This window comes from Streptomyces sp. NPDC047917 (genome assembly GCF_043204345.1).
In the GTDB taxonomy this organism is placed as follows: Bacteria; Actinomycetota; Actinomycetes; order Streptomycetales; family Streptomycetaceae; genus Streptomyces; species Streptomyces sanglieri.
This window is the reverse complement of record NZ_JBIDCA010000009.1, coordinates 125,759-152,222: the sequence shown is the minus strand read 5'-3', so window position 1 is coordinate 152,222 and position 26,464 is coordinate 125,759. Positions and strand designations below refer to the sequence as shown.

The window sequence follows — 26,464 nt, the reverse complement described above, 5'->3', positions numbered from 1 at the left end:
GTCTGTGATGCCTGTCGCTTCCGTCCGGAATGCAGCCAATCGATTCCGACTTCTTGACCAATTGCCGCATCCTTGACGTATTGCTGGTGGGTCGGAGAGTCGGAAAGAGGCTTCAAGGATGAGTTCTGCACCGGTGTCCGCGCATGGCTTCGTCGGCGTACGGGGACGTGGCTACCGTCCGGAGCAGGTGGACCGCATGGTGGCCGGTCTTTCGGCCGAGCGGGACGCGGCGCTGGACGAGGTGTCCCGGCTGACGGCGCTGGTGGAGGAGCTGTCGGCGGAGTCGGTCCGGCTGAGCGAGGTCGTCGCCACGCTCGCCCCGCAGAACTACGAATCGCTGGGCGAGCGCGCCCAGCAGATCCTGGCCCTCGCCGGGAGCGAGTCGGAGGCCGTACGGGGCGCAGCCCAGGAGGAGGCGCAGGCGCTCACGGACGCGGCGGACGAGGCGGGCCGGGCGCTTCGCGCCTCGGCGCGGGCGGACGCCGAGGCGATGCGGGCGGCGGCCGTGGCCCACGCCGAAGAGGCGCTGGCCACGGCGCAGAGCACCGCCGACGAGGCGGTCGCCGAGGCCCGTACGGAGGCCGCGGAGGTGCGGGAGCGGTCCGAGGCCATGATGACGGAGACGAGCCACCGCACCGAGAGCGTCCTCGCGCACCAGGAGCAGGAGCACTCCGAGCGGTGGCAGGCGGCGGAGCTCGAACTGGCCGGCGCCGAGGCCGCGCAGTCGGCGCACCACGACGAGCTGACCGAGCAGGCGGAGGCCCGGTTGGAGGAGGCGCGGCGGGCGCTGGCGGAGACGGAGGAGGCCGCCCGGCACGGCCAGGAGGACGCCGAGGCGCGGGCCGCGGAGCTGATCGCGGAGGCCAGGGTCGGTGAGGAGCGGGTGGTCCGGGAGACGGAGCGGATCGTGCGGGAGCACGAGGAGGGCCGCGACGAGGTGCAGGCGCACATGGCCCACGTACGGAATTCGCTCGCGGCGCTCACCGGACGGGTGGCCCCGGCGGAGGACTGAACCGGCTGCTCGGCGGATCGCGATCCGATCCGATCTGACCCGGCCCGGCCCGATCTGGTCCGACCCGGCCCGACCAGGCCCGGTCCGCCCCGACCCGGTCCGCCCCGACCCGGTCCGATCCGACCCGGCTATGCGGGCGTTTCCGCAGCCGCACGGAACCGTCCGAGGAGTTCCTGCGCGGGCGCGCTGTCCGCGTCGAAGCTGTGGAGCCCCGCCCGCTCGTCCGGGACGGCCGGTCCCCACAGCCGTACGTCGTGGCAGTGGAAGCAGAAGGCCAGCTGGAAGAGCAGACCGGTGGCACTGTGGACCCGGATGCCCCAGCCCGGGGTGAAGCAGCGGCGCATCTCGCCGTCCGGCAGGTCGGCGACCAGTGCCAGGACCTGATCGACCTGGGGTGCCTCCCAGTGGGCTACCTCGTCCCCGGTCAGGTCCTCGGCGCCGAAATGCCTGTTCGGGTCGGTGATGCGGACGACCTCGATCAGTTCGGCCGTCTTGTGGATGATCGGGAGCAGCATGCGAACAGAATCGCCGACCTGGTTCGCCTGTGCCAGGGGCGTACGCGCCTCGCATCGAGATCCGAGATCCGGGAGCCGTGTTCCGGGCTTCGGGCTTCGGGCTTCGGGAGCCGGGCTTCGAGCTTCGGACAGGACCTGTGCACTCTTTCGGGTGACGGGGCGGAGGTCCGGGGCCGGGTCTTGAGCTTCGGGCTTCGGGGGCCGGGATCCGGGTGTCGGGATTCGAGCGATGTCATACAACCGGTAGGGAAATGAAGGGGGTTGGGAAAACCTCCCCACCCTCCCGGACCCGTCGCGGCCAGCAAGTATGACTAGTCGTGACCGACTTGCGGCGCGGAGTCGCGGCTGCTTACGGTGCCAACGCAACGACCCCGACGCGGTGTTACCAGCACCGGCCGGGGTCTGACCCCAAGATCGAAGAGAGCGATCCCGTGGCTGTTTCAGACCTTAGCCCTGCCCTGCGTGCGTCCGCATCCTCGCGCCCGCACCCGAAGGCCCGCCCCGGCTACGGAAAGCGATCCGTTCCGGAGCAATGTCCGCCGCCCGAGGCCGACTTCACGTTGCTGCCCGAGCGCGAGCGGCACATCGCGGGTTATGTGGACGCGCTGCCCGAGGGGGCGGCGATGGACATCAAGTCGCTGGGGAAGAGCCAGCCCCTGTACGGACAGATGGCCATCGGCAGCGCGCTGCGGGCCCTGGGAGTGGCCGGTCATCTGCGGCACGTCCGGTGCCTGAGTGGCGAGAGCGACGGCCAGGTCCGCTGGGTCACGCGTACCTTCTGGTCGCGGGCCGCTCACGACAACGAGTGGTGGGACGCCTTCCTCGCTGCCGAGGAGCGCCGGTCCGCACCGCTGCCGACCGCGAAGCCGGTGGAACCCCCGGCGCCTGCGCCCGCGTCTGAGCCCGAGCCCGTACACGTACCGCAACAGCGCACTGCGGAGCCCCAGCCGCAGCCGCAGTCACGGCCAGGACCTTCTCCCGCCTTCGCCGCCCTGGCCCGCCTGGGCCGTACCGACTCCCGCCTGGCCCTCTCGGCGGCGGACTGCGCTGCACTGGAGCGGGCGGCCGCCGAGTGGTTCGCGCGCGGCGTGGACGCCGACTACCTGACGCACGCACTCACCGCCGGGCTCCCAGCGTCCGTCGACTCACCCTTCGGCTTCGTCCGCCGCCGCCTCCACGACAAACTCCCGCCCCGCCTGCCCGCCGCGCCCCCGACCGCGCAGGCAACTCCCGTACGCCGCCTGATGGTCGAGTGCACCGAGTGCGGTGCGCCCGGGAGGCCCGAGGCGTTCCGTGACGGCCTGTGCAGGCACTGCCGGGAGTCCGGTCCGGCGGTCTGACCGATGCCGTGGGGTGGCGGTCTCCGCCCTGGGCGACGGCAGTCCCGTGCAACGACGACAGCCCCGCGTACCCTCCACCCGGAGTGTGCGGGACTGTCGTCGTGCCGCCTGCCGACAGCATGCCGTGGAGCGTGCGGCGGCCGGGTTCAGCGCCGGGCCGCCGGTGGTACTCCCGCGAGGATCCGGGGCTCCTCGCTCTGGTAGAGGCGGCGTGCCGCCGGGGCCGTGTGGCGGGGGAGCACCGTGCCGAGCCAGCCCGCCAGGAATCCGGCCGGGATGGAGACGAGCCCGGTGGTGGTGTACGGGAACCAGTTGAAGTCGTGGTCGGGGAAGACCGAGCTCGGGGAGCCGGAGACCAGGTTGGTGCCGGTGATCAGCACCAGGGTGGTGAGGGTGCCGACGATGAGGGTGCAGAGCAGTCCGGTACGGGTGAAGCGTCGCCAGAACATGCTGTAGAGGAGCGCCGGGGCGAGCGCGGACGCGCCGACGCAGAACGAGAGCGTCGCCAGCGCCTGTACGTTCCAGTGCCTGGCCACGACCGCGAGTGTGGTGGCGAGCAGCCCGATCACGATCGCCGAGGCCTGTGCCGTACGCATCTCGGAGAGGCCGGCCAGCGGCTTGCGGTCCGGGTCGCGCACCCCGTGCAGTCCGTGTGCGAACAGGTCGTGGGCGAGGGAGTTGGCGCAGGACAGGATCATTCCGGCGACCGAGGCGAGCAGCGTCAGGAAGATCGCCGTCGTCATCGTCGTGATGATCAGGGCCCCCAGTTGCGTACCGTTGGCGACCTCTCCGCTGATCTGGAGGATCGCGCTGTTCCCCGAGGCCCCGGCGGCGGTGATGCCCTCGTGGCCGACGAGCGCGCCCGCGCCGAAGCCGATCACGACGAGCAGCAGGCAGATCCCGGCGACCACGGAGACCGCCCAGGACATCGAGCGCCGGACGGCCTGTGTGGAGCGGGCACTCGACATGCGCATGGTGACGTGCGGCAGGCAGGCGGCGCCGAGCACCACGGTCAGCTCGGAGCTGACCATGTCGAGCCCGCTGCCCTCGAACTGGAGCCCCGAGCGCAGATAGTCGGCGCCCGCGCCGCTGCTCTGGCGGGCGGCCGAGATCAGTGAGTCGGTGTTCCAGTCGAACCGGTTCATGATCATCACGGCGATGGTGAACGCGGCGACGAAGAGGACCACGGTCTTCACGATCTGGATCAGCGAGGTGCCCTTCATGCCGCCGATCGCCGCGTAGCCGATCATCAGGGTGCCGAGCCCGATGATGGCGCCGGTGCGGAATCCGGAGGTGTCGAATCCCAGGATGAAGGCGAGGAGATCGCCGCTGCTGGCGAGCTGGACGACCATCATCGGGATGAGCGCGGCGAGGGTGGCCGCGCAGGCGGTGATGCGGACGGCGCGGCCGGGGGCGCGGCGGATCAGTACGTCGCCCATGGTGAACCCGCCCGCGTTGCGCAGCGGTTCGGCCAGCAGGAACATCAGCAGCACGAGCGAGAGGGTGATGCTCAGGGCGAGGATCATCCCGTCGTAGCCGGTGAGGGCGATGATGCCGGTGGTGCCGAGCACGGTGGCCGCGGAGAGGTAGTCGCCCGCGAGGGCGAGCCCGTTCTGCAGAGGTGAGAGCGAGCGGGAGCCGGTGTAGAACTCGTCGACGTCGTCGCGGTCCGGACCGGTCATCACGCAGAGCAGCAGTGCCACGGTGCCCACGGCGAGGAAGGCCACCAGGGACATCGACTGCGCGGAGTTGTCGAATCCGTTCACCGGGCCGCTCCCGCTCTTCGTATCCGGGCGGCGAGCGGGTCGACCGTGCGCCGGGCGGTCCGCTCGTACAGGTGGATGGCGAGCAGGGTCACGGGGAGCTGGCAGAGGCCCAGCGCCAGGCCGAGGTTGAGGCCGCCGAACAGGGGGCGGTCCAGCAGCTCCTTGGCGTATCCGGAGAGCAGCAGGAAGACCACGAAGTAGCCGAGCGCGGTCAGTGCCGCGGTGCGCCGCAGCAGCCGGTACGCGGTGCGCAGCCGGCGCAGGTCGCTGTGGCGGCCGGGGGTGGTCGCGGGGGTGTCGGCCCCGTTCGGTGAGCCGGGGTCCGGTGTGGTGTCCGAGCTCTGCCAGGGCAGCAGGTAGTCGGGGTGGTGCGGGGGCGGCGGCCGATGCTGCGGGGCGGGCTTGGGCAGCGGTCCGGGCCAGGAGGAGTGGGGGGTCGGGGGCGGGTTTCCGTGCGACATCGGGGTGCTGCTCCTTGCATGGCTCGGGTCCTGGGGCGGGCGGCAAGGCAGGAGTGCGGGTGCGTGCGGATGCGCGAACATTACTCGTGGGTACGGTAGTTGGGGAATGGGTGGCGCGAATTACCAGCGGTAATGGCTCAGTTGTGTGAGGCCGGGTGAACCGGAGATGGCGTCCGGCTGTGAACGCGGCCTTCCGGCGCGGTCCCCGGTACACCTTTGATCGAAGCCCCTGACACCGGTCTCCACCCACGGGTCGAGACCCTTAGGGGGAGCTCCTTACAACTGGGCAGGGGCGGTTCCTCCCGGCGGAGGACGTGACGGCGGGGGCCCGTTCCTTAACGTGTTTCCTACACCACGGAAAGCGGCTGAATCCGAGCGCCGGGGCGGTGGGAACCGGGGGTACGGGTGGGGAAAACCCCACCCGGGAACTGCGCCGGGCACCAGTGCGCCGGACCCGCATCCGACACCAGAATCTGTACGTGCGCCGACACATGCCGCATGATGACCGACATAGGAGATAAACCGTGACAACGGCTGTAGCCACTCCCAGGCACGGGGGCACTGGAAGGAACGCGGCCGTCGCTGCTCGGGCGCGGCAGGTCGTCAAGGCGTACGGGGCGGGGGAGACCCGGGTCGTCGCGCTGGACCATGTGGACGTGGACATCGCCCGTGGGCAGTTCACGGCGATCATGGGCCCGTCCGGCTCCGGCAAGTCGACCCTGATGCACTGCCTGGCCGGCCTGGACACCGTGAGCTCGGGGCAGATCTTCCTCGACGAGACCGAGATCACCGGGCTCAAGGACAAGAAGCTCACCCAGCTCCGCCGGGACCGGATCGGCTTCATCTTCCAGGCGTTCAACCTGCTCCCCACGCTGAACGCGCTGGAGAACATCACGCTGCCGATGGACATCGCGGGCCGCCGGCCCGACGCCGACTGGCTGCGGCAGGTCGTGGAGACCGTCGGTCTCGCCGAGCGGCTGAAGCACCGCCCCACCGAGCTCTCCGGCGGCCAGCAGCAGCGCGTCGCGGTGGCCAGGGCGCTCGCCGCCCGCCCGGAGATCATCTTCGGCGACGAGCCCACCGGGAACCTGGACTCCCGGGCCGGCGCCGAGGTGCTGAGCTTCCTGCGCAGGTCGGTCGACGAGCTGGGCCAGACCATCGTCATGGTCACCCACGACCCGGTGGCCGCCTCCTACGCGGACCGGGTCCTCTACCTCGCCGACGGACGCATCGTCGACGAGATGCACAGCCCGACGGCCGACCAGGTCCTCGACCGGATGAAGGACTTCGACTCGCGCGGGCGGACGTCATGACCGTCTGGAAGACATCACGGCGGAACTTCTTCGCCCACAAGGGACGCATGGCGCTCTCCGCCGTCGCCGTCCTGCTGTCGGTGGCATTCGTCTGCGGCACCCTCGTCTTCACCGACACCATGAGCACCACCTTCGACAAGCTCTTCGCGGTGACCTCGGCCGACGTCACCGTCAGCCCGAAGACCTCCCGGGACGACGACCGGCTCCCGGAGAACGGCAAGCCCGCCACGATCCCCGCGTCCGCCGTCGGGAAGGCCGCGAAGGCCACCGGCGCGAAGTCGGCCGAGGGCGCGGTCTCCAGCATGTCCGTCACCGTCGTCGACAGCCACGACAAGAACATGGGCTCCACCACCGGCGCCCCGACGATCGCGGGCAACTGGACGCGCAACGACCTCCGTTCGATGGAGATCACCTCCGGCCACGGACCGCGCGGCCCGACCGAGGTGATGGTCGACGCCGACACCGCCGAGAAGCACCACCTGAAGCTCGGCGACGAACTGCGCACCATCACCGCCAACGGCGACATCGAGGCGCGGATCAGCGGCATCGCCACCTTCAAGGTCACCAACCCCGGTGCCGCGGTTGTCTACTTCGACACCGCCACCGCCCAGACCAAGCTGCTCGGCCGGCCCGATGTCTTCAGCCTGATCTCCGTCACCGCCGAACCGGGCGTGGCCGACGAGCAGCTGAAGAAGAACGTCGCCACCGCGCTCGGCGACACCTCCGCGTACAAGCTCCAGACGCAGAAGCAGGCGGCGGCCGCCAACAAGGACTCGATGGGCTCCTTCCTCGACGTCATGAAGTACGCGATGCTCGGCTTCGCCGGGATCGCCCTCCTCGTTGGCATCTTCCTGATCGTCAACACCTTCTCGATGCTGGTCGCCCAGCGCACCCGCGAGATCGGCCTGATGCGGGCCATCGGCTCCAGCCGCAAGCAGGTCAACCGGTCCGTGCTGATCGAGGCGCTGTTCCTCGGCGTCGTCGGCTCACTCCTGGGCGTCGGCGCGGGCGTCGGCCTCGCCGTCGGCCTGATGAAGCTCATGGGTGCCATGGGCATGGAGCTGTCCACCGGCGACCTCACCGTCGCCTGGACGACCCCGGTGGTCGGCCTGGTGCTCGGCGTCGTCGTCACCGTCGTCGCCGCGTACTTCCCGGCCCGCCGCGCCGGGAAGATCTCCCCGATGGCCGCCCTGCGCGAGGCCGGAACCCCGGCGGACGGCCGGGCCGGCCGGGTCCGGGCCGCGATCGGCCTGGTCCTCACCCTGGGCGGCGGCGCCGCGCTCCTCGCCGCGACGAGGGCCGACAGGTCGAGCGAGGGCTCGCTGCTCCTCGGCGTGGGCGTGCTGCTCACCCTCATCGGCTTCATTGTGATCGGCCCGCTGCTGGCCGGCCTCGTGGTCCGGGTGCTGAGCGCGGTCATGCTGCGGATGTTCGGCCCCGTGGGACGGCTCGCCGAACGCAACGCGCTGCGCAACCCGCGCCGCACCGGAGCCACCGGCGCCGCCCTGATGGTCGGTCTCGCCCTGGTCGCCTGCCTCTCGGTGGTCGGCTCCTCCATGGTCGCCTCGGCCACCGAGGAGCTCGACAAGTCCGTCGGCGCCGACTTCATCGTCCAGCCGGCCGGCGGCGACGGCGCACCGATCGTCGACCAGGCGGCGAAGGCCGTCGAGGCGGCGGGGGACATCGAGCACGTCACCTCGTACAAGTCCGTCAGCGCCTCGCTCACCGCCCCCGACGGCACCACCGCGAAGGACGCCCTGGTCGCCGCCGACCCCACGTACAAGGACGACGTCCGCCGCGAGACGGTCTCCGGCGACCTCTCCGACGCGTACGGCAAGGACGCCATGTCGGTCGGCGACACGTACGCCACCGAGCACCACGTCAAGGTCGGTGACCGGATCACCGTCGCGTTCAAGGGCGGTGGGACCGCGAAGCTGAAGGTCGCCGCGATCACCTCGGACGACGTCAACATCGACAAGGGCGCGATGTACACCAACATCACGACCGCCGCGCGCTACGTCCCCGCCGACACCCTGCCGCAGAACATGATCATGTTCGCGAAGGCCGCGGACGGCAAGGAGAAGGAGGCGTACGCCGCCCTCAAGGGCGCCCTCGCCAAGTACCCGCAGTACGAGGTGAAGAATCAGGCCGACTTCAAGCAGCAGCTCAAGGACCAGATCGGCCAGCTGCTGAACATCGTCTACGGCCTGCTGGCGCTCGCGATCATCGTCGCCGTGCTCGGAGTGGTGAACACCCTGGCCCTGTCGGTGGTCGAGCGGACCCGGGAGATCGGCCTGATGCGGGCCATCGGGCTCTCCCGCCGCCAGCTGCGCCGGATGATCCGCCTGGAGTCGGTGGTCATCGCGGTCTTCGGGGCCCTGCTCGGTCTCGGCCTCGGCATGGGCTGGGGCACGGCGGCCCAGAAGCTGCTCGCCCTGGAGGGCCTGGGCGTCCTGGAGATCCCCTGGCCGACGATCCTCACGGTCTTCGTCGCCTCGGCCTTCGTCGGACTGTTCGCAGCCCTGGTACCGGCGTTCCGGGCGGGCAGGATGAACGTCCTGAACGCGATCGCCACCGACGGGTGACGCGGGCGGCCCGCGTAGACTGACCGTTCCGGCCCCGGGGTGTTCCTCCAAACACCCCGGGGCCGGATTTCGTATGCCCCTACAAGGCCGCCCGGCCGTACGGAGCACCGCGTTGCGCCCCTGCCCGGAGGGACGTCGTCCGGTTGCACGATGCTGCCGTGACCTGTGCAGCAAGCTGACACGGACGCCTCTGCTGCCGCGCCTTCCCCGCTGGCATCGTCGTCCTGCCGGGACACCCCCGGCGGGACGCCACTGTCGAAGGGGACACACGTGTTCAGTTCCTCGCTCTCACGTCGGCCGGCCATCGTGACCCGTACCGCCGCCGCCGTCACCGGTATCGCCCTCGCCTCGCTCGTGCTGGGCGCCCCCGTGGCCTCCGCCGCCCAGGGGCCCTCGGCGGACGGACCGCGTCCCGCGCACGGCGCCTCGCGGGTCTGCGAGGACTTGGAGGCGATCCTCGCCCAGCTCCCGGTGTCCGCCCCGGTCCCGGTGTGCAAGCTGGTCAACGGCTGGGACTAGGGCCCGCCCCCGATGCGGTTCCAGCTGCTCGGTCCCCTGACCCTCGCCGACGGCTCCCAGGCCGTCGTACTCCCGCCGTCGAAGCCGACGATCCTGCTGGCGGCGCTCCTCCTGCGCGCCAACTCCGTCGTGTCCGCCGACTACCTCCAGCGGGCCGTATGGGGAGAGGAACAGCCGGCCACCGCCAAGGCCGCACTCCAGACCTGTGTGCTGCGGCTGCGCAGGCTCTTCACCAAGCACGGTGTGACCGAGACGTCGATCGAGGCGGTCCCCGGCGGCTACCGGATCACCGCCGAACCCCACACGCTCGACCTGCTCGGCTTCCGGGACCAGGTGCGCCGCGCCGTACTGCTCTCCCACGACCCGGAGACGGAGCTCTGCGAACTGAAGGACGCGCTGTCGCTGTGGCAGGGCGCGCTGCTCGCCAACGTGCGCTCCGACGTGCTCCACCGGGACGAGGTGCCGCGCCTGGCCGAGGAGCGGCTACGGAGCGTGGAACGGGTCTGCGACCTGCTGCTGGGCCTGGGCCGCCATGGTGAGGCGCTCGTCGAACTCTGGACCGCTACGCGCGTATACCCGGGGCACGAGCGGCTCCACGAGCAACTGATCGAGGCGCTCTACCGGACCGGGCGGCAGACCCAGGCCCTCGCCGAGTACCGGAGGGTCAAGGAGTTCCTGCTGGACGAACTGGGGGTCGATCCCTCGCCCGCCCTCCAGCAACTGGAACTCACGATCCTGCGCGGCGAGGACCTGGGGCCCGGTGGCGTCCGGGCGCCGCTGCCCTCGCTCCCCGGGGCGGGGGTGGTGGAAGGGGCGGTGGTGCCGGTGCCGCGCCCGGATCCGGCTGCGGCCCTGGTTCCGGCCCCGGTTCCCGCTCCGGTGGAGGAAGTGGCCGATGAGGTGGCCGTGGTGCCTGTGGCACCCTCCGGTACGCCCACGGCTGCCGCGGTCCGGCCGGTGCCGAACTTCACCGGCCGGGAGGCCGAGACCGCCGCGATGACCGCCAGGCTGACCGCGTACGCCGCCGACGCCGACCGGCACCCGCCCATCATCCTGGTGTCGGGGGCCCCAGGTGTCGGCAAGTCGGCCCTCGCCCACCACGTCGCCCACCTGATGCGGGACGCCTTCCCCGGCGGGCGGCCGGTCGTCCGGGCGACCCGCCCGGACGGCGAGGCCCGCCCCGCCACCGAACTCGCCGCCGAGGTGAACGCGGCCCTCGGTGCGGGAGGCGCGGGAGGTGCGGGAGGTGCGGGGGATACGGACGGTGCGCGGGTCCTGCTCGTCCTCGACGACGTCGTCGACGCCGACCAGGTACGCCCGCTGCTGTCCGCCGTCGCACAGGCCCGGGGCGCGGTGATCGTCACGAGCCGGATGGGTCTCGCCGGACTCGTCGCCACACACGGCGGCTGGGTGCACCGGCTCTCCGTGTTCACCGCGGCCGAGTCGTACGCCCTGCTGGTCTCCGTCCTCGGAGCCGAACGCGTCGAGGCGGAACCGGAGGCGGCCCGCCGGCTGACCGGGCAGTGCGGCCACCTGCCGCTCGCCCTGCGCATCCTGACGGCCCGGCTGCTCACCCGGCCCGCCCTGTCGCTCGGCGACGCCGTCGACTGGTTCGGCGACGACCCGCTGGCCCGGCTCGCCCTCCCCGACGCCCCCGGCCTGTCCGTGACCGCCGTCCTCGACGGGGCGCTGGCCCGGCTCGACCCGAGGCTGTCCGAGGCGTTCCGCCGGGCCGCGACCGGCACCGGGTCCGCCTTCACCGCCGACGACGTCCCGGGCACCACCGAGGCGGTGCTGGAACGGCTCGCCGACGCCGGGCTGCTGGAGGACGGCCCGCCCGGCCCGTACCGGATCCATGAACTGCTCCGCGCCCACGCGCGAAGAACCGACCAGGAACGCATCCGCCGCACAGAGAAGGTGTGACCCCCATGGCCGAGACCGCCGCCACCACCGAGCGCGCCCCCGACGCCGCGCCGACGGCCGACACCGCCCCCGCCGCATCGGCCTTCGACACCCTGGCCGGGACCAGGCCGCGCATCCGCCGCGACGTGCTGTTCACCGAGACCCCGGGCGGGGTGCTCTTCCACAACGCCGACGGCGGCTTCCACCTGACCGGCCGCACCGCCTACCGCTTCGCCTCGCTCGTCGTGCCCCATCTGACCGGCCACCACCGGCTCGCCGACCTCTGCGCGGGCTTCGGCCCCGCCCAGCGCGCGATGGCCGCGGAACTCGTCAGGACGCTCTACGCCCGCGACTTCGCCCGCGACGTACCCGCGCCCGCCACCGGACCGGCCCCGGTGGACGACGACGTCGCCGAGCGCTTCGCCGCGCAGATCGCCTACATCGACCACTACACCGACGAGGCACCGGAACGCTTCGCCCGCTTCCGCGCCACCCGGGTCGCCGTGCTCGGCGACGACGAGACCGCCCGCTGGTGCGCGCTGAGCCTGCTGCGCAACGGCTGTGTGCGCATCGGTACCAGCACGGCGTTCGACGACGTCACCGCCGAGGCCGGCCGGGCCGCCGCGCACACCGAACGGATCAGCGCCGGGGCCGGGGCGGACTGGGCCGGGCTGGACGGCTACGACGTCGTCGTGGTGACCGGTGCCGGGGCCGGGGCGCGCACCCACCGGCTGCTGGCCGCCGGGGTGCCCGAGGGCCGGACCCTGATCCCCGCCTGGCTGTTCGGCGAGCGCCTGGTCGTGGGCCCGCGGTCCACCGCCACCTCCACCGGCTGCTGGGCCTGCGCCGTGCTGCGGCTGGGCGGCAACGTGGACGCGGGCGCGGCGGCCGAGCTGTGGAGCGCGGCGGCGGGGGCGGTGCCCGCCGCCACGGACACCGTGACCGGGCCGGTCGCCGCGATGGTGGGCAACCTCCTGGGGTACGAGATCTTCCGCCTCACCACGGGCGCGCTGCCCGCCGAGACCGAGCGCCAGGTCCTGATCCAGGACCTCACCTCGCTGGACGTCATGGCCGAACCGGTCGCCCCGCACCCCCGCTGCGCGCGCTGCGCGGGCCCGGTCGCCGCCGGGTCCGCCCCGGCCCGGCCGGACGGACTGGCCCTGCCGGTCACCGCGACCGTGGAGACCGCCCGCGACGCCGAGGGGCTGGTCGACGAACTGAACCGGCGCGGCGCGGCGATGGTCCGCCCGCACACCGGGATCTTCCGGAGCTGGGACGACGAGTCGCTGACCCAGACCCCGCTGAAGATCAGCCGGATCGAGGTGGCCCTCGGCGCCGGGGAGCGGCGCCGGATCGCCGCCTTCGACGTGCACCACCTGGCGGGGGCGCGGACCCGGGCCCTGTACGCGGCGGCGACCGCGTACGTCGAGCACGTGGTGCCGCTCGACGCCTCGGCGTCGGGAGCCGGGCAGGTGCCGGGAGTTGGACGGGAGCCGGGTGCCGGGCAGGTGCCGGAAGCCGGACGTGCGCCGGAGGCCGGGGCGGTGGGCCGGGTGTTCGGGCCGGACGTGCTGACCACCGGCGGCGGGACCGGCGCGGTCCCGGCCGCCTGGATCACCGCCACCTCGCTGACCGGCGGGGAGACGGTCCGGGTGCCCGCCGCGGCCGTGCGGCCCTTCGGCGCGTACAACCGGGACCGCGTCCACCTCGCGACGGCGGCCGGATCGGGCGCCGGGGCCGACGCACGGGAGGCGGCGGGCACCGGGCTGATGTCGGCGCTCGCGCACGACGCCCTGCTGCGGGCGGTCCGCTCCGCCACCGAGGTCCGCCCGGTCGCGGCCGACGGCGACGACCCGGAGCTGGTGTTCCTGCTGAAGTCCGCCGCCAACCTGGACCTCGCCGTGGAGCTGCTGGACCTGGGCGAGCAGGCGCGCACCACCGCCCAGGTGGTGCTGGCCCGCGAGGCAGACGGCGGCGCGGCCCGGGGCCGCTGGGCGGTCGGCGCGGGGCTCTCGCGCCGGGCGGCGGCCTGCGCGGCGCTGCGGGACCTGCTCGGGCAGGCCCAGCTGGCCGCCGAGGACCCGGACACCCCGGTGGACACCGGCGACCCGCTGGTCCGGGACCTGGCTGCGGCGAGCGTCGCGGTGGCCGGGGAGCCGGTCGCGGTGGACGGGCCCGACACCACCTTCGAAGCGGTGCTGTACGCGCTGCGGGCGGCCGGCCGGGACGCCCTGTACGTGCCGACGACCCCGGCCGACCTCGCCGCGGGCGGCATCAGCACCGCCCGGGTGCTGCTGACCGCGGACGGCGGTGCGGCGGACGCGGAGGGCGGCTCCGATGCCCGTTGACGCCCCGGCCCGGGAGACCTCCGCACCGGCCCGGACCGCGCACGCCCTCGCGGCGGCGCTCCGGGAGGCGCTGGCCCGGCACGGCACCCCGCCCCCGCTGGACGTGGCCCCGCTCGGGGTGGACGACGCCTTCGCCGAGGTACCCGGGACGGCGGACGCGTACGCCTCCGGCACCGTGCCCGCCGTGCCCGTGCGGCTCTACGGGCGGCACGCCGTCGTCGGTCCCTTCGCGCCCGGCGCGAATACGGCGCCGGTCTGCGTACGGTGCCTGGAGCGCCGCTGGCAGGCGGCCCGCTCCGTCGCGCTGCGCGAGGCGCTGGAGCTCGGCTCCGGCACCCGGGCGGCCGGGGAGTCCCCGTACCCCACACCGTTCGCCGTGCACGCCCTGGCCGCGCTCGTCGCCGCCCGGCTGGCCGGGACCGGGCCGCGGACCGGGGCCCGCCCGGCCGTCCACCTGGTGGACCTGGAGACGCTGACGGTCCGCCACTACCCGTTCGTCCCCGACCCCGAGTGCCCGCGCTGCGGAACGAGCGAGCCGGACACCGCCGGGGCGGCGGAGCTGGTGCTGCGCCCCGCGCCCAAGCGCCGCCCCGGCGGCTTCCGGGTCCGGGACATCGAGGCGTACGACCTGCCGGTCGAGCCCTACGCCAACCCGGTGTGCGGCTCGCTCGGCCCCTCCGTCGTCCAGGACGTCTCCTCCACCTCCACCTCCGCGACCATCGGCTGCTTCTCCATGCGCTCCGGCGAGTACCTGCGCGAGACGTTCTGGGGCGGCCACGCCGACAGTTACGCCGAGTCCATGCGGATCGGGGTGCTCGAAGGGCTGGAGCGGTACGCGGGCATGCGGTCCCGGGCCAAGCGGTCCGCGACGACGGACTCCCTGAACGCCCTGCGGGCCCGCGGCGAGCACGCCCTCGACCCCCGGACCTGCGGGCTGTACTCGGACGCCTTCCACCGGGCCAACCCCCGGGTCGTCCCCTTCACCCCGGACCGGCGCATCCCCTGGGTCCAGGGCTGGTCGCTGCGCGACCGGCGCACGGTCCTGGTGCCCGAGGTCCTCACGTACTACCACGCCCCCGGGCTGGAGAACCGCTTCGTCCAGGAGAGCTCCAACGGCTGCGCCTCCGGCGGCTGCCTGGAGGAGGCCGTCTACTTCGGGCTGATGGAGGTCATCGAGCGCGACGCCTTCCTGCTCACCTGGTACGGGCGGGCCGCGCTGCCGGAGATCGACCCGGCCACCAGCCGCCGTCCCGCCACCCGGCAGATGATCGACCGGCTGGAGATGTACGGCTACGAGGCCCGCTTCTTCGACACCCGGATCACCTTCCCCGTCCCGGTCGTCACCGGGGTGGCGGTGCGCCGCGACGGCGGGACCGGCCTGATGTGCTTCGGCGCCGGGGCCGGGCTCGACCCGGAGGCGGCACTGGCCGGGGCACTCTGCGAGATCGCCACCGACGCCGTCAACCTGGCCCACCGCACCGAGCGCGACCGGGAACGGCTGCGCGCCATGGCCGCCGACTTCGACCGGGTCGAGGCGCTGCACGACCACCCGCTGGTCTACGGGCTGCCCGAGATGGGCCACCACGCCCACTTCCTGACCGGCGTACCGGGCGCGCCCCGCCCGCCGAAGCACTCCTTCGACGAGCTGTACGGGAACGGGTCGGTGCTCCCGGTCTCCGACGACCTGCGCGAGGACCTGACCCGGTGCGTGGACGCCGTCACCGCCGACGGCTTCGACGTGATCGTCGTCGACCAGACCATGCCGGAACAGCGCGGACTGGGCCTGACCACGGTCGGCGTCCTGGTGCCGGGGCTGCTGCCGATCGACTTCGGCCGGAGCCGGCAGCGCGCCCTCGGCATGGACCGGCTGCGCACCGCGCTGCGCGCCGCCGGGCTGCGCGACCGCGACCTGACCGACGCCGACCTCAACCCCGCCCCGCACCCCTTCCCGTGACCGAGGAGCCCGCCATGGGGTACGCCCATGAATACGCCACCGCGATCCTGCATCGCGGCCGCATCCCGATGGACCCCGCCGACTTCGTCCCGAACTGGTCGGACGGGCCGCGCAAGACCAAGTTCTACCCCGGCACCGACAGCCTGCCGCTGCCCGACTGCGGCTACCCGGCCGACGCCGACCTGGACCGGGGGCTGGCCCAACACGCCTGCGGGGACGGGGCGTTCGACCTGCCGCTGCTGTCCGGGATGCTCCGCGACTCCTACGGGCTGACCGGCCGCCGCCTCGGCGTCCAGGCCAACACCGACCTGAACGCCCTGCCGTTCTACCCGCTCGCCAACTGGTCCCGGGGCACCGCCTCCGGCGGCGGCCTCTACCCGGTCGCCGTGCACTGGGTCTCCGGGCCCGGCGCCCCCGTACCGCCCGGGGTGCACTACTACTCCGCCCGGCACCACGCCATGCGGCGGCTGCTGACCGGCGACGTGACCGGCGAGGTGCGGGCGGCGCTCGGCGACGGGGCGCCCGGCCCGGACACCGACCAGTACCTCGTCCTGTCCGTCAAGTACTGGCAGAACGCCTTCAAGTACAACAACTTCTCCTTCCACGCCGTGACGATGGACATCGGCGCCTGCGTGCAGACCTGGCGGATGTGGGCCGGGGCGCGCGGACTCCGCGTCGAGCCCGCGCTCTGGTTCGACGAGGAACGGCTCGGGCGGCTGCTCGGCGTCGACACGGCACAGGAGGGCGTCTTCGCCGTCGTCCCGCTGAAGTGGTCCGGCGCCGCCACCACCGGCACCCCCGCTCCCGCCCCGGCGCCGGTGGCCGTGCGCCACCGCGACCAGGAGCGCTCGCGCACCGTCCTCACCTTCGACGCGCTGCGCCGGATGCAGGCCGTGACCGCCGCCGGGGCCACCGAACGCCCCGCCCCCGAAGCCCTCGCCCCGGCCGCCGCGCACCCCGCCCCGCCGGACCGCCCCGTTACGGCGCTGCCGCCCTGTCCGCCGCTCACCACCGACGTGCGCACCGCGCTGCGCGACCGGCGCAGCAGCTTCGGCCGCTTCGACGCCCGGCACCCCATGACCGCCGGGCAGCTGGCGGCCTGCCTGGCGGCCTCGGCGGCCGGTTCGACGATCGGCGGGGACACCGGCGGGCAGCGGCTGGCGAAGCTCTACGCGTTCGTCGGCCATGTCGACGGGATCGAGCCGGGGGCGTACGAGTACGACCCCGGGGCGCACACCCTGTGCCTGGTGAAGGCGGGCGCCCCGGGCGCCTTCCTCCAGAAGAACTACTTCCTGTCGAACTACAACCTGGAGCAGGCCGCGGCCGTCCTGGTGCCGACCGTGCGCACCGGAGCGGTCCTCGACGCCGTCGGGGACCGCGGCTACCGCCTGGTCAACGCCGTCGTCGGGGCGATCGCCCAGACCACGTACACCGCCGCGTCCGCGCTCGGCGTCGGCTGCGGCGTCGCGCTCGGCTTCGACAACATCTCGTACATCGAGGAACTCGGCCTGGACGGCACCGGCGAGGCCCCGCTGCTGATCATGATGATCGGCAACGAGCGGCCCGCCCCGGCCGACTTCCGGTACGAGATCGCCTGAGGGCGCGGTGAGCACCACGACACGACGACCGGAACGAGAAGGGGAGACCTCGCCATGACGCCGGACCACCCGGCCACCGCCGCCCCCGCGGCGGTCACCCGACCCCGCTTCATGCTGCGGGTCGCCGGACTGCCGCTCGACAGTGTGCGGGGCCTGCGCTGCCCGGACAGCCGTCGCTGGGCCGACGACGTCCTGCGCGCCACCGAACAGGTGCGCGCCGACGGCGAACGGCTCGCCGACCTGCTCCACGACCTGGTCGGCGGCAGCGAGGACGAGACGCTGCGCCGCACCCTGCTCGCGTTGCGCCGCGACATCTTCAACAACCGGCTGCCCCGGCCCGCGGCCGCCGACCACGCCCTTCGCCTGGTGCGCGGCCTCGACGCGGCGGCCGGCACCCGGGCCGGCGAGGCGCTCGACTCCTGGCTCACCGGCCGGCGCGGCCTGGAGGAGCGGCGGGCGGCGGGCGCCGCCCTGCTCGCCGAGGAGACCGTCCGGGCCCGCTCACACCTGCGCGCCCTGGCGGGGGAGGAGCGGCTGCGCCGGGCGCTGCCGCTCGCCTCCCCGGACCTGGACGCCCGGCTGGACACGTACGTACGGTCCGACGCCGCCGTCCCGCCGGACAAGAGGCAGCGCAAGATCGAACGCTCGCTGCTCTCGTACCTGTACCGCACGGCCTGCAAGACCAGCCCGTTCTCCACCTTCACCGGGGTCGCCCTCGGCACCTTCTCGGACGGCGACCAGGGCCTGCGGGCCCGGGTCGAGGACACCTGGGACGGGCGGCTGCGGCTGAACGTCGCCGCGATCGGACGGCTCACCGAGGCCGTGGTCGCCGACCCGGTGCGCCGGGCCGACCTGCCGGTCGCCCCCGCCTCCGGCTGGGGCCGTGACGACGACCGGGTCCGCTACGTCCGCCGCTGGATCACCCAGGGCGAGGAGGACACCGCCGTCACCTTCGACGCGGTGAAGGACCGGCTGTTCTTCCTGCGCCGCAGCGGCACGCTGGAACGCCTCCTCGGCCTGTTCGAGGAGCGCACCACCCTCCGGTACGGGGAGCTGGCCGACTGGCTCGCCGAGGACCGGGGCGCGGACCCGCAGGAGTGCGCCCAGTACCTCCGGGCGCTGCTGGACATCGGCATGGTGCAGGTGCCGTGCCTGCGTACCGAGGTCCACGACACCGACCCGCTGAGCGCCCTCCAGGACTCGCTGCGCGGCCTCGGCCGCCCCTGGGCCGACCGGCTCGCCGGGCGCCTGACGGACCCGGCGTCCGCCGTCGCGGCCTTCGCCGGCGCGGACCCGGCCGGACGCCGGGCGCTGATGGGCGAGTTGCGCACCTCGCTGCGCCTCCTCCAGGAGGAGGAGCTGGGCGTGGACGGGGCCCGCGTCCCGCAGACCCTGCTCTACGAGGACGTGGCGGCCGGGCGGCACACCGAACTCTCCGCCGCCGCCTGGGAACGGCTGGCCGCCGCACCGCTCGGGGCGGTGGAGCGCGTCCTGCCCGCCTTCGACCTGACCCTGCCGCAGCGCATCACGTTCAAGGGCTTCTTCCTCGCCCGGTACGGGCAGGGCGGACGCTGCGACGACCTGCTGAAACTGGTCCACGACTTCCACGAGGACTTCTTCGACCAGTACATGTCGTTCACCGCCAAACGCACCACGTTCGACGCGGACGGCACATACGTCCCCGAGGAGAACTGGCTGGCGCTGCCGCAGCTCAAGGCCCTCGACACCGCCCGGCAGACCTTCGTCGAGCGGATGCGCGCCCTGTGGGCGGACTGGGAGTCCGACCCGGCCGGCGGCGAGGAGATCCAGGTCGACGGCGAACTGCTGGACGAGGTGGCCGCCCGGCTCGACACCCTGCGCGGCGGGTTCGCCCCGCTCGCGCACCATGTGCAGATCGCCGACCGGCCCGGCGACCCGCTGGTCGTGCTCAACCGCTCCTACGGCGGGGTGTCCTTCCCGTTCAGCAGGTTCACCCATCTCTTCGACGGCCTCGACGAACAGCTCCTCGCCGCCACCACGGAGCTGCTGCCCGCCGGAGCCGTCCTCGCCGAGGTCACCGGCGGGCCCGTCACCAGCAACCTCAACCTGCACGGCCGGCTCACCGAGTACGAGATCGTCTGCCCCGGCGAACGCGGCACCCTGCCCGAGGCGAACCGCATCCACCTGGACGACCTCCACCTCGTCCACGACCCCGGCGAGGACCGGCTGGTGCTGCGCTCCACCCGGCTGGGCAAGGAGGTCGTGCCGGTCTACCTCGGCTACCTCGTCCCGCTCGCCCTGCCCGAACTGCCCCGCACCCTGCTCCTGCTCTCGCCGACCTCGATGTCCCCGCTCAACGTGTGGGGCGGCGTCCCCGAGGGCGCGGCCACGGGCGGGGTCACCGGACGGCCCCGGGTCCGGCACGGCAGCGTGGTCCTCGACCGCCGCAGCTGGAGCGCGCCCGCCGCCGTGCTGCCGCTGCGCGCCCCGGGCGCCGCGGACGACGTCTGGTTCCTGGACTGGCAGGCGTTCCGCCGGACCCACGGACTGCCGGACCGGGTCTTCGCGACGATCGCCGACAGCGGGGCGCGCGGCGCGACCGGCGCCAAACCCACCTACGTCGACTTCGACAGCCCGCTCTCGCTGGGCGCGTTCGAGGCCCTGATCAAGGCCGCCGGGGCCCGCGTCGTGTTCCGGGAGATGCTCCCCGACGAGAACGGCCTGCACACCGTCTCCGGCCGGGGCCACCACGTCGCCGAACTCGCGGTGGAGACCGCCACCCCCGTCGAAAGGACCGACCCGTCATGAGTACGGCGCCACCCGCGCGGACCGCCACCGCCGCCCCCGCCGCCACCGGCAGTGCGGGGGCCTGGCAGGCCACCCACATCTTCTACGCCGCCAACCCGCGCCCCATGCTGACGCAGTGCGTGCGCCCACTGGTCGAGGAACTGGAGGCGGACGGCCTGATCGACGGCTACTTCTTCATCAACTACTGGCTGGAGGGCCCGCACGTCCGGCTGCGGATCAAAGCCGCGGCCCCCGGCGCCGAGGCCGAGGTCAGACGCCGCACGGAGGCGGCGGTGGACGCGTTCCTGACCGAGCGCCCCGCCCTGTACGAAGTGGACTCCGGCTTCCTCAACGACTTCTACAACACCCTGTTCGACATCGAGTTCCCGGGCGCCGAACGCGGCCACTACACCGACGACCGGGGCCGGATGCGGCTGCGCCCCAACAACTCGCGCAGCGCCGAACCGTACGAGCCGGAGTACGGCAAGTACGGCGGCCCGGCCGGGATCGAGCTGGCCGAATGGCACTTCCGGCACTCCAGCGACCTGGTCATCGACGCGTTCCGGACGAAGAACCTCCATCTGCGGACCGTGCTGCTCGGCACCTCCGCGCAGCTGATGATGGTGATGGCCGCGGCGTTCCTGCCGGACCGCACGGAACTCGCCGACTACCTGGACAGCTACTACGAGTTCTGGCACAAGGCGTTCCCCGGCACCGGGTTCATCGGCAGCGAGGAGTACGACCGCAACTACGCCGCCATGGCGCCCGGCCTGGCCGCCCGCTTCACCCGCGTCCGCGCCGCCACGGCCGAACGGGGCGAGGGGGCGGCGCGACTGCCCGGCTTCCTCGCCGGCTGGGCCGAGCACTGCGCCGAACTGCGGGAACGCGCGGTCTCGTTGAGCCGCGACGGCGATCTGGTGTTCCGGTCCTGGGACGGCGAACGGGACGAGGTCGTCACCGACCCCGCGGCCGCGCTGCCCCTGCTCCTCTCCCCGTACATGCACATGACCAACAATCGGCTGCATGTGACCATCCGGGACGAGGCGTACCTCTCGCACGTGCTCGGCCGGGCGCTGCGGGAGCCGGGATGAGCACCACCCCGCCCGGGGCCGCCCGGGGCCTCGACGACTACCGGCCCGAGCTGCGCCCCCAGGTCCTGCTGAGCGACGCGCTGCTCCAGGGCACGGCGACGGTCCACCTGATCAAGGACACCTCCGGCGGCGGCTCCTTCAGGGTCGGCCCCAAGGAGCACTTCCTGATCGCCCGGATGGACGGCAGCCGCAGCCTGACGGAGATCGGCGAGGAGTACGCGCGGGAGTACGGGCGAAGGCTGGACGGGGCCCGCTGGCAGCAGATCCTGCGGATGCTCGGTACGCGCGGACTGCTGGCCGGGGCGCCTTCGCCCGCGCCGGGGTCCGCTGCCGCCCCCACCGCTCCCGTTCCCGCTGCCGCTGCCGCTGCCGTTCCCGCTCCCGCTCCCGCTCCCGTTCCCGGGCGCGGGCTGCTGCGGGGCAGCGTCCGGCTGGTCGCCGACGCCGACGCCACCACCGACCGGCTGCACCGGGCGGTCGGCTTCCTGCTGTCGCCCGGCCGGCTGGCGCCGCTGCTCGCCCTGGTGCTGGCGATGGAGGCGGTGGTCGCCGTCCGGTCGGGTGAACTCCTCGACGCCACCGCCGAGTTGTTCACCAACCCGGTACTGCTCGTCGGCATTGCCACGCTCCTCTGGTTCAGCACCGCGCTGCACGAACTCGCCCACGGGGTGGTCGCCCGGCACCACGGCGGTACCGTGGCCGAAATCGGACTGCGCTGGCGGCTTCCTGTGATCATCATGTATTGCACCGTCGACAACTACCTCTATCTGGGCTCCCGTTGGCAACGCATCCAGACGGCGGCGGCCGGCGCGGTGATGAACCTGCTGTTCCTGCTCCCGTTCTGTGCGCTGTGGCTGTTCGCCCCCCTGGACACAGCCACGCACGACGCGCTCGGCGCGCTGCTGCTCCTGGGCAGCGTGCAGGCGCTGGCCATGCTCGTACCGCTCCCGCCGCTCGACGGCTACCGGATCGCGAGCCAGCTGTGCGGGGCCACCGAACTGGCCGCCTCGACCCTGGTCTACCTGCGCCTGGCCGCCCGCCGCGACCCGGCGGCGGCCGGCTACCCGCGCCGGGCCCGGACCGTGTACCGCGCCTACGGGCTGAGCGCGGTGCTGACGCTCGCCGCAGTCCTGGCCGCCGCCGTGGCGGTGGCCCACCACCTGCTCCCCACCTGACCCCCGCCGCCCCGCACCCCGCGCAAGGAGAGTTCCATGACCCCCACCGCCCCCTCCGCCTCCCCGGGCAACCAGGCAGGCCCGGACGGCGACCGGTCCGCACCCGCCGTCGTCCTCGACACCGTGCGCAAGACGTACGGGGACCGGCACGCCGTCGACGGGGTGTCGTTCACCGTGCGGCGCGGCGAGTTCTTCGGACTGCTCGGGCCCAACGGAGCCGGCAAGACCACCCTCGTGGAGATCATGGAGGGCCAGCGCAAGGCCGACTCCGGCACCGTCACCGTCCTCGGCACCAGCCCCTGGCCGCGCAATCCCGAACTGCTGCCCCGGCTCGGCGTGCAGACCCAGAGCTCGGCGTTCTTCGTCCGCCTCACCGCCCGCGAGCACCTGCGCACCATGGCCGCGCTCTACCGGACGGACCACGCGGCGGCCGACCGGGCCCTGGCCTCCGTCGGCCTCACCGAACAGGGCGGAACCCGGGTGGACGACCTCTCCGGCGGCCAGCGCCAGCGCCTGGCCATCGCCTCCGCACTCGTCCACGAGCCCGAACTCATCTTCCTGGACGAGCCCACTGCCGCCCTGGACCCGCAGGCCCGGCGCGCGCTCTGGCAGGTGCTGCGCGAACTCAAGAGCGAGGGCCGCACCATCATCTACACCACCCACCACCTCGACGAGGCCGAGGCGCTCTGCGACCGCGTCGCGATCATGGTGGAGGGCTCCGTCGTCGCCCTGGACAGCCCCGCCCACCTCGTCGCCGCCGCCGCACCCACCACCCGGCTCGTCGTCCCCGACGACCGGATCACCCCCGAACAGGCGCGGGCCATCGACGGCGTCGACGCCGTCACCGAGGAGCCCGGCGCCCTCGTGCTGGAAACCCTCGAATCCGGCAAGGTCCTCGCCGCGATCGACGCCCTGGCCGGGCTGCGGGGCGTACAGACCCGCACCGCCGGTCTGGAGGACGTCTACCTGACGCTCACCGGCTCCACCCCAAAAACCCCCTGACCCCCCACGCACCGCACCGACTTCAGCAGCGATACGGAGACCCCCGATGAGCGCATACGCGGCGCTGAGCCAGGCCGGATACCGGGCCTACACGCGCGACAAGACCACACTGTTCTTCACCTTCGCCTTCCCGCTCATCTTCCTCGTCGTCTTCGGCCTGATCTTCCACGGGCAGACGGTCGAGGAGAGCGGCCGCCCCTACATCAACTACATCGCCCCCGGCGTCCTGTCCTGGGGCGTCGGCAACGCCGCCGTGTTCGGCGTCGGCTTCGTCCTCATGCAGTGGCGGCGCGACGACATCCTGCGCCTCATCCGGATGACCCCGACACCGGTCTCCGCCGTCCTCGCCTCCCGGTACGTCCTGGCGCTCGGCATCGGAGCCGTCCAGGCCGTCCTGTTCGTGGCCATCGCCCTGCTGCCCTCCTTCGGCCTGGAGCTGGACGGCCGCTGGCCGCTCGCCCTGCCCGTCCTGGTGCTCGGCATCACCGCGTTCCTCGCCCTGGGCGTCATCGTCGGCAGCTACGCCCGCACCCCGGAGGCCGTCGCCGCCGTGGCCAACTGCCTGATGATCCCCATGGCGTTCCTGTCCGGCTCGTTCTTCCCGCTGGACGCGATGCCGGGCTGGATGCAGAACCTCTCCCGGGTGCTGCCACTGCGCTACCTCAACGACGGGATCTCCGGTTCCCTCACCGGCGCCGGCGCCCCCGGCGACATCGGGGTGGCCTGCGTGGTGCTCGCCGGGTTCGCCGTCGTCCTGGGCGCGATCGCGATGAAGACCTTCCGCTGGAGCGACAAGTCATGACGGCGGCGCCCGCCATACCGCCGGTGCGCGGCGAGACCCCGGTACGCGGTGAGCCCCCGGTGCGCGGCGAGACCCCGCTGGAGGACGCCCGTGCCGCCCTGCACGCCGAACTCGCCCGCCGCCACCGGGACCTGCCCGCCCCGACGGCCCTGCCCGTACCGCTCGTCGTCCCGCTCGGCGCCGCCGACACCCTCGGCTTCGGCGCCCCCGACCCGTACGCGGAACTCCGCCCGGCCGCCAACGTCCAGCTCACCTCCCGCGCCGTACTGATCGGCCCCTGGGGCGGCGGGCCCGGGGCCGCCGCCTGCGGCCAGTGCCTCGCCATGCGCTGGCAGCGGCTGCGCAGCCGCTCCGAGCGCGAGGCCCTGGAAACCGGCCGGTCACCGCACGGCGCCGCGCACTGGCCGGTCCTCACCGCCTACGCCGCCGACGCCGTCTGGGCCCTCTACCGGGCGGCCCTCGGCGGCGGCCACGACCTGCCCGACGCCACCCCCGCCGACCGCGCGCTGCCCCGGGTCAGCCGGATCGACCTCGTCACCCTCGCCACCGCGACCTTCCCGGTCCTGCCCGAACCGCTCTGCCCCTCCTGCGTCCAGGAGGTCCCCGACACCGCCGAAGCGGCCCGCATGCACCTGGGCCCGGCCCCGAAACCCGACCCCGGCGGCTACCGGCTGCGGCCCCTGTCCTCGTACCCGCTGCCGACCGCCGCGCTCGTCAACCCGGTCTGCGGCACCCTCGGTTCGGACCTCTGGATCAACCCGACGTCCACCACCACCGCACCCGCCGCGGGCACCCACTTCGTCCGCGGCTACGCCGGGCTCAACGACGTCACCTGGAGCGGCCAGGCCAACAGCTACGGCACCAGCCGCGTCCTCGCCCAGCTGGAGGGCCTGGAACGCTACGCGGGCACCACCCGCAGACGCGGCACCTCACCCGTCGTGGACAGCTACCACCGCGTCGCCGGCCACGCCGTCGACCCCGCCGCCTGCGGCCTCTACGCCCCCGAGACCTACGCGAACGACCCGATGGTCTCCCCGTTCGACCCCGACCGCCCCATCCCCTGGGTGTGGGGCCACTCCCTGCGCGACGACCGGCCGGTCCTGGTACCCGCCCGGCTCGCCCACTACAGCGCCGGGGTCGAGGCCGACAACTTCGTCTTCGAATGCTCCAACGGCTGTGCCACCGGCGGCAGTCCGGAGGAAGCGATCCTCTACGGCCTGCTGGAGATCATCGAACGGGACGCCTTCCTGCTGGCCTGGCACAGCCGGACCCCGCTCACCGCCATCGACCTCACGACCTGCCGCTCCCCGGCCGTCCGCAGCATGACCGACCGGGCCGGCCTGCACGGCTACGACGTCCACGCCTTCGACACCCGGATGGACCTGGGCGTGCCCGTCGTCACCGCCCTCGCGGTCCGCCGGGACGGCGGGTACGGCACCCTGTCGTTCGCCGCCGCCGCCGGATTCGACCCGGAGGCCACCGTCGAGTCCGCGCTGTCCGAGGTCCTCACCTACATCCCGCACCTGCCCTACCAGGTCGCCGAACGGCACGCCGAACTCACCGCCATGGCCGCCGACTTCGGCCGCGTCCGCCAGCTCAAGGACCACGCCCAGCTGTACGGGCTGCCGGAGATGACGGAACACGCCCGGGAGTACCTGGAACCCGTCGCCGTCCGCCCGCTGGCCGACACCTTCGCCGACTGGCAGCCCCACCGCCCGCGCACCGGGGATCTGCTGGACGACCTGAACCTGGTGCGCGACCGGCTCGCCGCCGCCGGGCACGATGTCATCGCCGTCGACCAGACCACCCCCGAACAGCGCCGCATGGGCCTGTACACGGTCGCCGCCGTCGTCCCCGGCCTGCTGCCGCTGGACTTCGGCTGGGCCCGCCAGCGGGCCCTGCTGATGCCCCGGCTGCGCACCGCGCCGCGGGTGGCCGGACGGCGCGCCGACGACCTGCCGGAATCCGCGGTCAAGCGGGTCCCGCACCCGTTCCCGTGAGACAGCGCACAGGCCCTCTCCGTGCCGTGGGCACGGAGAGGGCCTGCGGCCCCGCGGACGGCGTACGACCGGTGAACCGGTCAGGCGCAGCAGGAGGTGGTGCTGGTGGTGCTGGAGCAGGTCGAGGTCGAGGAACAGGACGTCGAACCGGCGAGCACGACCTCGGCGGCGTCCGAGTAGTCCGAGATCTCGAAGGTCTCCGACTCCAGCTCCAGGATCTCGTCGGCGAGGGTGGCGAGCTCGGTCTTGGGGGCCATGGTGTTCTCCCTTGGTTCCCGGGGACGGGCCGGCCGCTCCGGCGCCGTTCCCCTGCGA

General features: G+C 73.3%; 19 protein-coding genes. 15 read left to right on the top strand and 4 right to left on the bottom strand.

The window, feature by feature from the left end; translation table 11 throughout:
• Window positions 1-118 precede the first annotated feature (118 nt).
• The gene (locus ACGF8B_RS22655) at window positions 119-1,012 is read left to right on the top strand and encodes a cellulose-binding protein (protein WP_392741333.1); all 894 of its coding nucleotides are present in this window, start codon (window positions 119-121) and stop codon (window positions 1,010-1,012) included.
• A 128-nt stretch (window positions 1,013-1,140) separates the two neighbouring features.
• Here the strand turns inward: ACGF8B_RS22655 and ACGF8B_RS22650 are convergent, their stop codons facing one another.
• Window positions 1,141-1,527, bottom strand: a complete 387-nt coding sequence (locus tag ACGF8B_RS22650; RefSeq protein ID WP_392741331.1) for a hypothetical protein — start codon at window positions 1,525-1,527, stop codon at window positions 1,141-1,143.
• 431 nt (window positions 1,528-1,958) lie between these two features.
• On the opposite strand from ACGF8B_RS22650, the gene ACGF8B_RS22645 reads away from it, so the two are divergent.
• Window positions 1,959-2,867, top strand: coding sequence for a MarR family transcriptional regulator (locus tag ACGF8B_RS22645; protein WP_392741328.1), 909 nt, complete (start codon window positions 1,959-1,961; stop codon window positions 2,865-2,867).
• Between the two features lie 146 nt (window positions 2,868-3,013).
• On the opposite strand, the gene ACGF8B_RS22640 is transcribed toward ACGF8B_RS22645, so the two are convergent.
• Both ACGF8B_RS22640 and ACGF8B_RS22635 read right to left on the bottom strand, forming a co-directional pair.
• Window positions 3,014-4,633 carry a cation acetate symporter gene (locus ACGF8B_RS22640; protein WP_392741325.1) on the bottom strand — a complete coding sequence of 540 codons (1,620 nt, stop codon included), beginning with the start codon at window positions 4,631-4,633 and terminating at the stop codon, window positions 3,014-3,016.
• Window positions 4,630-5,094 carry a DUF485 domain-containing protein gene (locus ACGF8B_RS22635; protein WP_392741322.1) on the bottom strand — a complete coding sequence of 155 codons (465 nt, stop codon included), beginning with the start codon at window positions 5,092-5,094 and terminating at the stop codon, window positions 4,630-4,632. The genes ACGF8B_RS22640 and ACGF8B_RS22635 overlap by 4 nt, the downstream gene beginning before the upstream one ends.
• Before the next feature lie 524 nt (window positions 5,095-5,618).
• Here ACGF8B_RS22635 and ACGF8B_RS22630 point away from each other — a divergent pair.
• From ACGF8B_RS22630 to ACGF8B_RS22570, 13 genes are all read left to right on the top strand, one after another.
• Window positions 5,619-6,407: an ABC transporter ATP-binding protein gene (locus ACGF8B_RS22630; protein WP_392741319.1), complete on the top strand. Its 789-nt coding sequence runs from the start codon at window positions 5,619-5,621 to the stop codon at window positions 6,405-6,407.
• Entirely contained in the window at window positions 6,404-8,992 is a 2,589-nt protein-coding gene (locus ACGF8B_RS22625) for an ABC transporter permease (protein ID WP_392741317.1), read from the top strand. Before ACGF8B_RS22630 ends, ACGF8B_RS22625 begins: the two co-directional genes overlap by 4 nt.
• A gap of 270 nt (window positions 8,993-9,262) precedes the next feature.
• Window positions 9,263-9,511, top strand: coding sequence for a hypothetical protein (locus tag ACGF8B_RS22620; protein WP_392741314.1), 249 nt, complete (start codon window positions 9,263-9,265; stop codon window positions 9,509-9,511).
• Window positions 9,512-9,523: 12 nt separating this feature from the next.
• Window positions 9,524-11,434: a BTAD domain-containing putative transcriptional regulator gene (locus tag ACGF8B_RS22615; protein WP_392741311.1), complete on the top strand. Its 1,911-nt coding sequence runs from the start codon at window positions 9,524-9,526 to the stop codon at window positions 11,432-11,434.
• 5 nt (window positions 11,435-11,439) lie between these two features.
• Window positions 11,440-13,761: a TOMM precursor leader peptide-binding protein gene (locus tag ACGF8B_RS22610; protein ID WP_392741308.1), complete on the top strand. Its 2,322-nt coding sequence runs from the start codon at window positions 11,440-11,442 to the stop codon at window positions 13,759-13,761.
• Complete coding sequence (locus ACGF8B_RS22605) at window positions 13,751-15,715, top strand: TOMM precursor leader peptide-binding protein (protein WP_392741305.1); 1,965 nt, start codon at window positions 13,751-13,753, stop codon at window positions 15,713-15,715. The genes ACGF8B_RS22610 and ACGF8B_RS22605 overlap by 11 nt, the downstream gene beginning before the upstream one ends.
• A gap of 14 nt (window positions 15,716-15,729) precedes the next feature.
• On the top strand, window positions 15,730-17,313 hold the full coding sequence (locus tag ACGF8B_RS22600; protein WP_392741302.1) for a nitroreductase family protein: 1,584 nt from the start codon (window positions 15,730-15,732) through the stop codon (window positions 17,311-17,313).
• A gap of 54 nt (window positions 17,314-17,367) precedes the next feature.
• Window positions 17,368-20,100 carry a lantibiotic dehydratase gene (locus ACGF8B_RS22595; protein WP_392741299.1) on the top strand — a complete coding sequence of 911 codons (2,733 nt, stop codon included), beginning with the start codon at window positions 17,368-17,370 and terminating at the stop codon, window positions 20,098-20,100.
• Window positions 20,097-21,170: a lantibiotic dehydratase C-terminal domain-containing protein gene (locus ACGF8B_RS22590; protein WP_392741295.1), complete on the top strand. Its 1,074-nt coding sequence runs from the start codon at window positions 20,097-20,099 to the stop codon at window positions 21,168-21,170. The genes ACGF8B_RS22595 and ACGF8B_RS22590 overlap by 4 nt, the downstream gene beginning before the upstream one ends.
• Window positions 21,167-22,345, top strand: coding sequence for a M50 family metallopeptidase (locus ACGF8B_RS22585; RefSeq protein ID WP_392741292.1), 1,179 nt, complete (start codon window positions 21,167-21,169; stop codon window positions 22,343-22,345). The genes ACGF8B_RS22590 and ACGF8B_RS22585 overlap by 4 nt, the downstream gene beginning before the upstream one ends.
• Before the next feature lie 36 nt (window positions 22,346-22,381).
• The gene (locus ACGF8B_RS22580) at window positions 22,382-23,347 is read left to right on the top strand and encodes an ABC transporter ATP-binding protein (RefSeq protein ID WP_392741289.1); all 966 of its coding nucleotides are present in this window, start codon (window positions 22,382-22,384) and stop codon (window positions 23,345-23,347) included.
• Between the two features lie 46 nt (window positions 23,348-23,393).
• Window positions 23,394-24,149, top strand: a complete 756-nt coding sequence (locus tag ACGF8B_RS22575) for an ABC transporter permease (RefSeq protein WP_392741286.1) — start codon at window positions 23,394-23,396, stop codon at window positions 24,147-24,149.
• Window positions 24,146-26,149 carry a TOMM precursor leader peptide-binding protein gene (locus ACGF8B_RS22570; RefSeq protein WP_392741283.1) on the top strand — a complete coding sequence of 668 codons (2,004 nt, stop codon included), beginning with the start codon at window positions 24,146-24,148 and terminating at the stop codon, window positions 26,147-26,149. The genes ACGF8B_RS22575 and ACGF8B_RS22570 overlap by 4 nt, the downstream gene beginning before the upstream one ends.
• 80 nt (window positions 26,150-26,229) lie before the next feature.
• On the opposite strand, the gene ACGF8B_RS22565 is transcribed toward ACGF8B_RS22570, so the two are convergent.
• Complete coding sequence (locus ACGF8B_RS22565) at window positions 26,230-26,406, bottom strand: thiazolylpeptide-type bacteriocin (RefSeq protein WP_073790073.1); 177 nt, start codon at window positions 26,404-26,406, stop codon at window positions 26,230-26,232.
• Window positions 26,407-26,464: the final 58 nt, after the last annotated feature.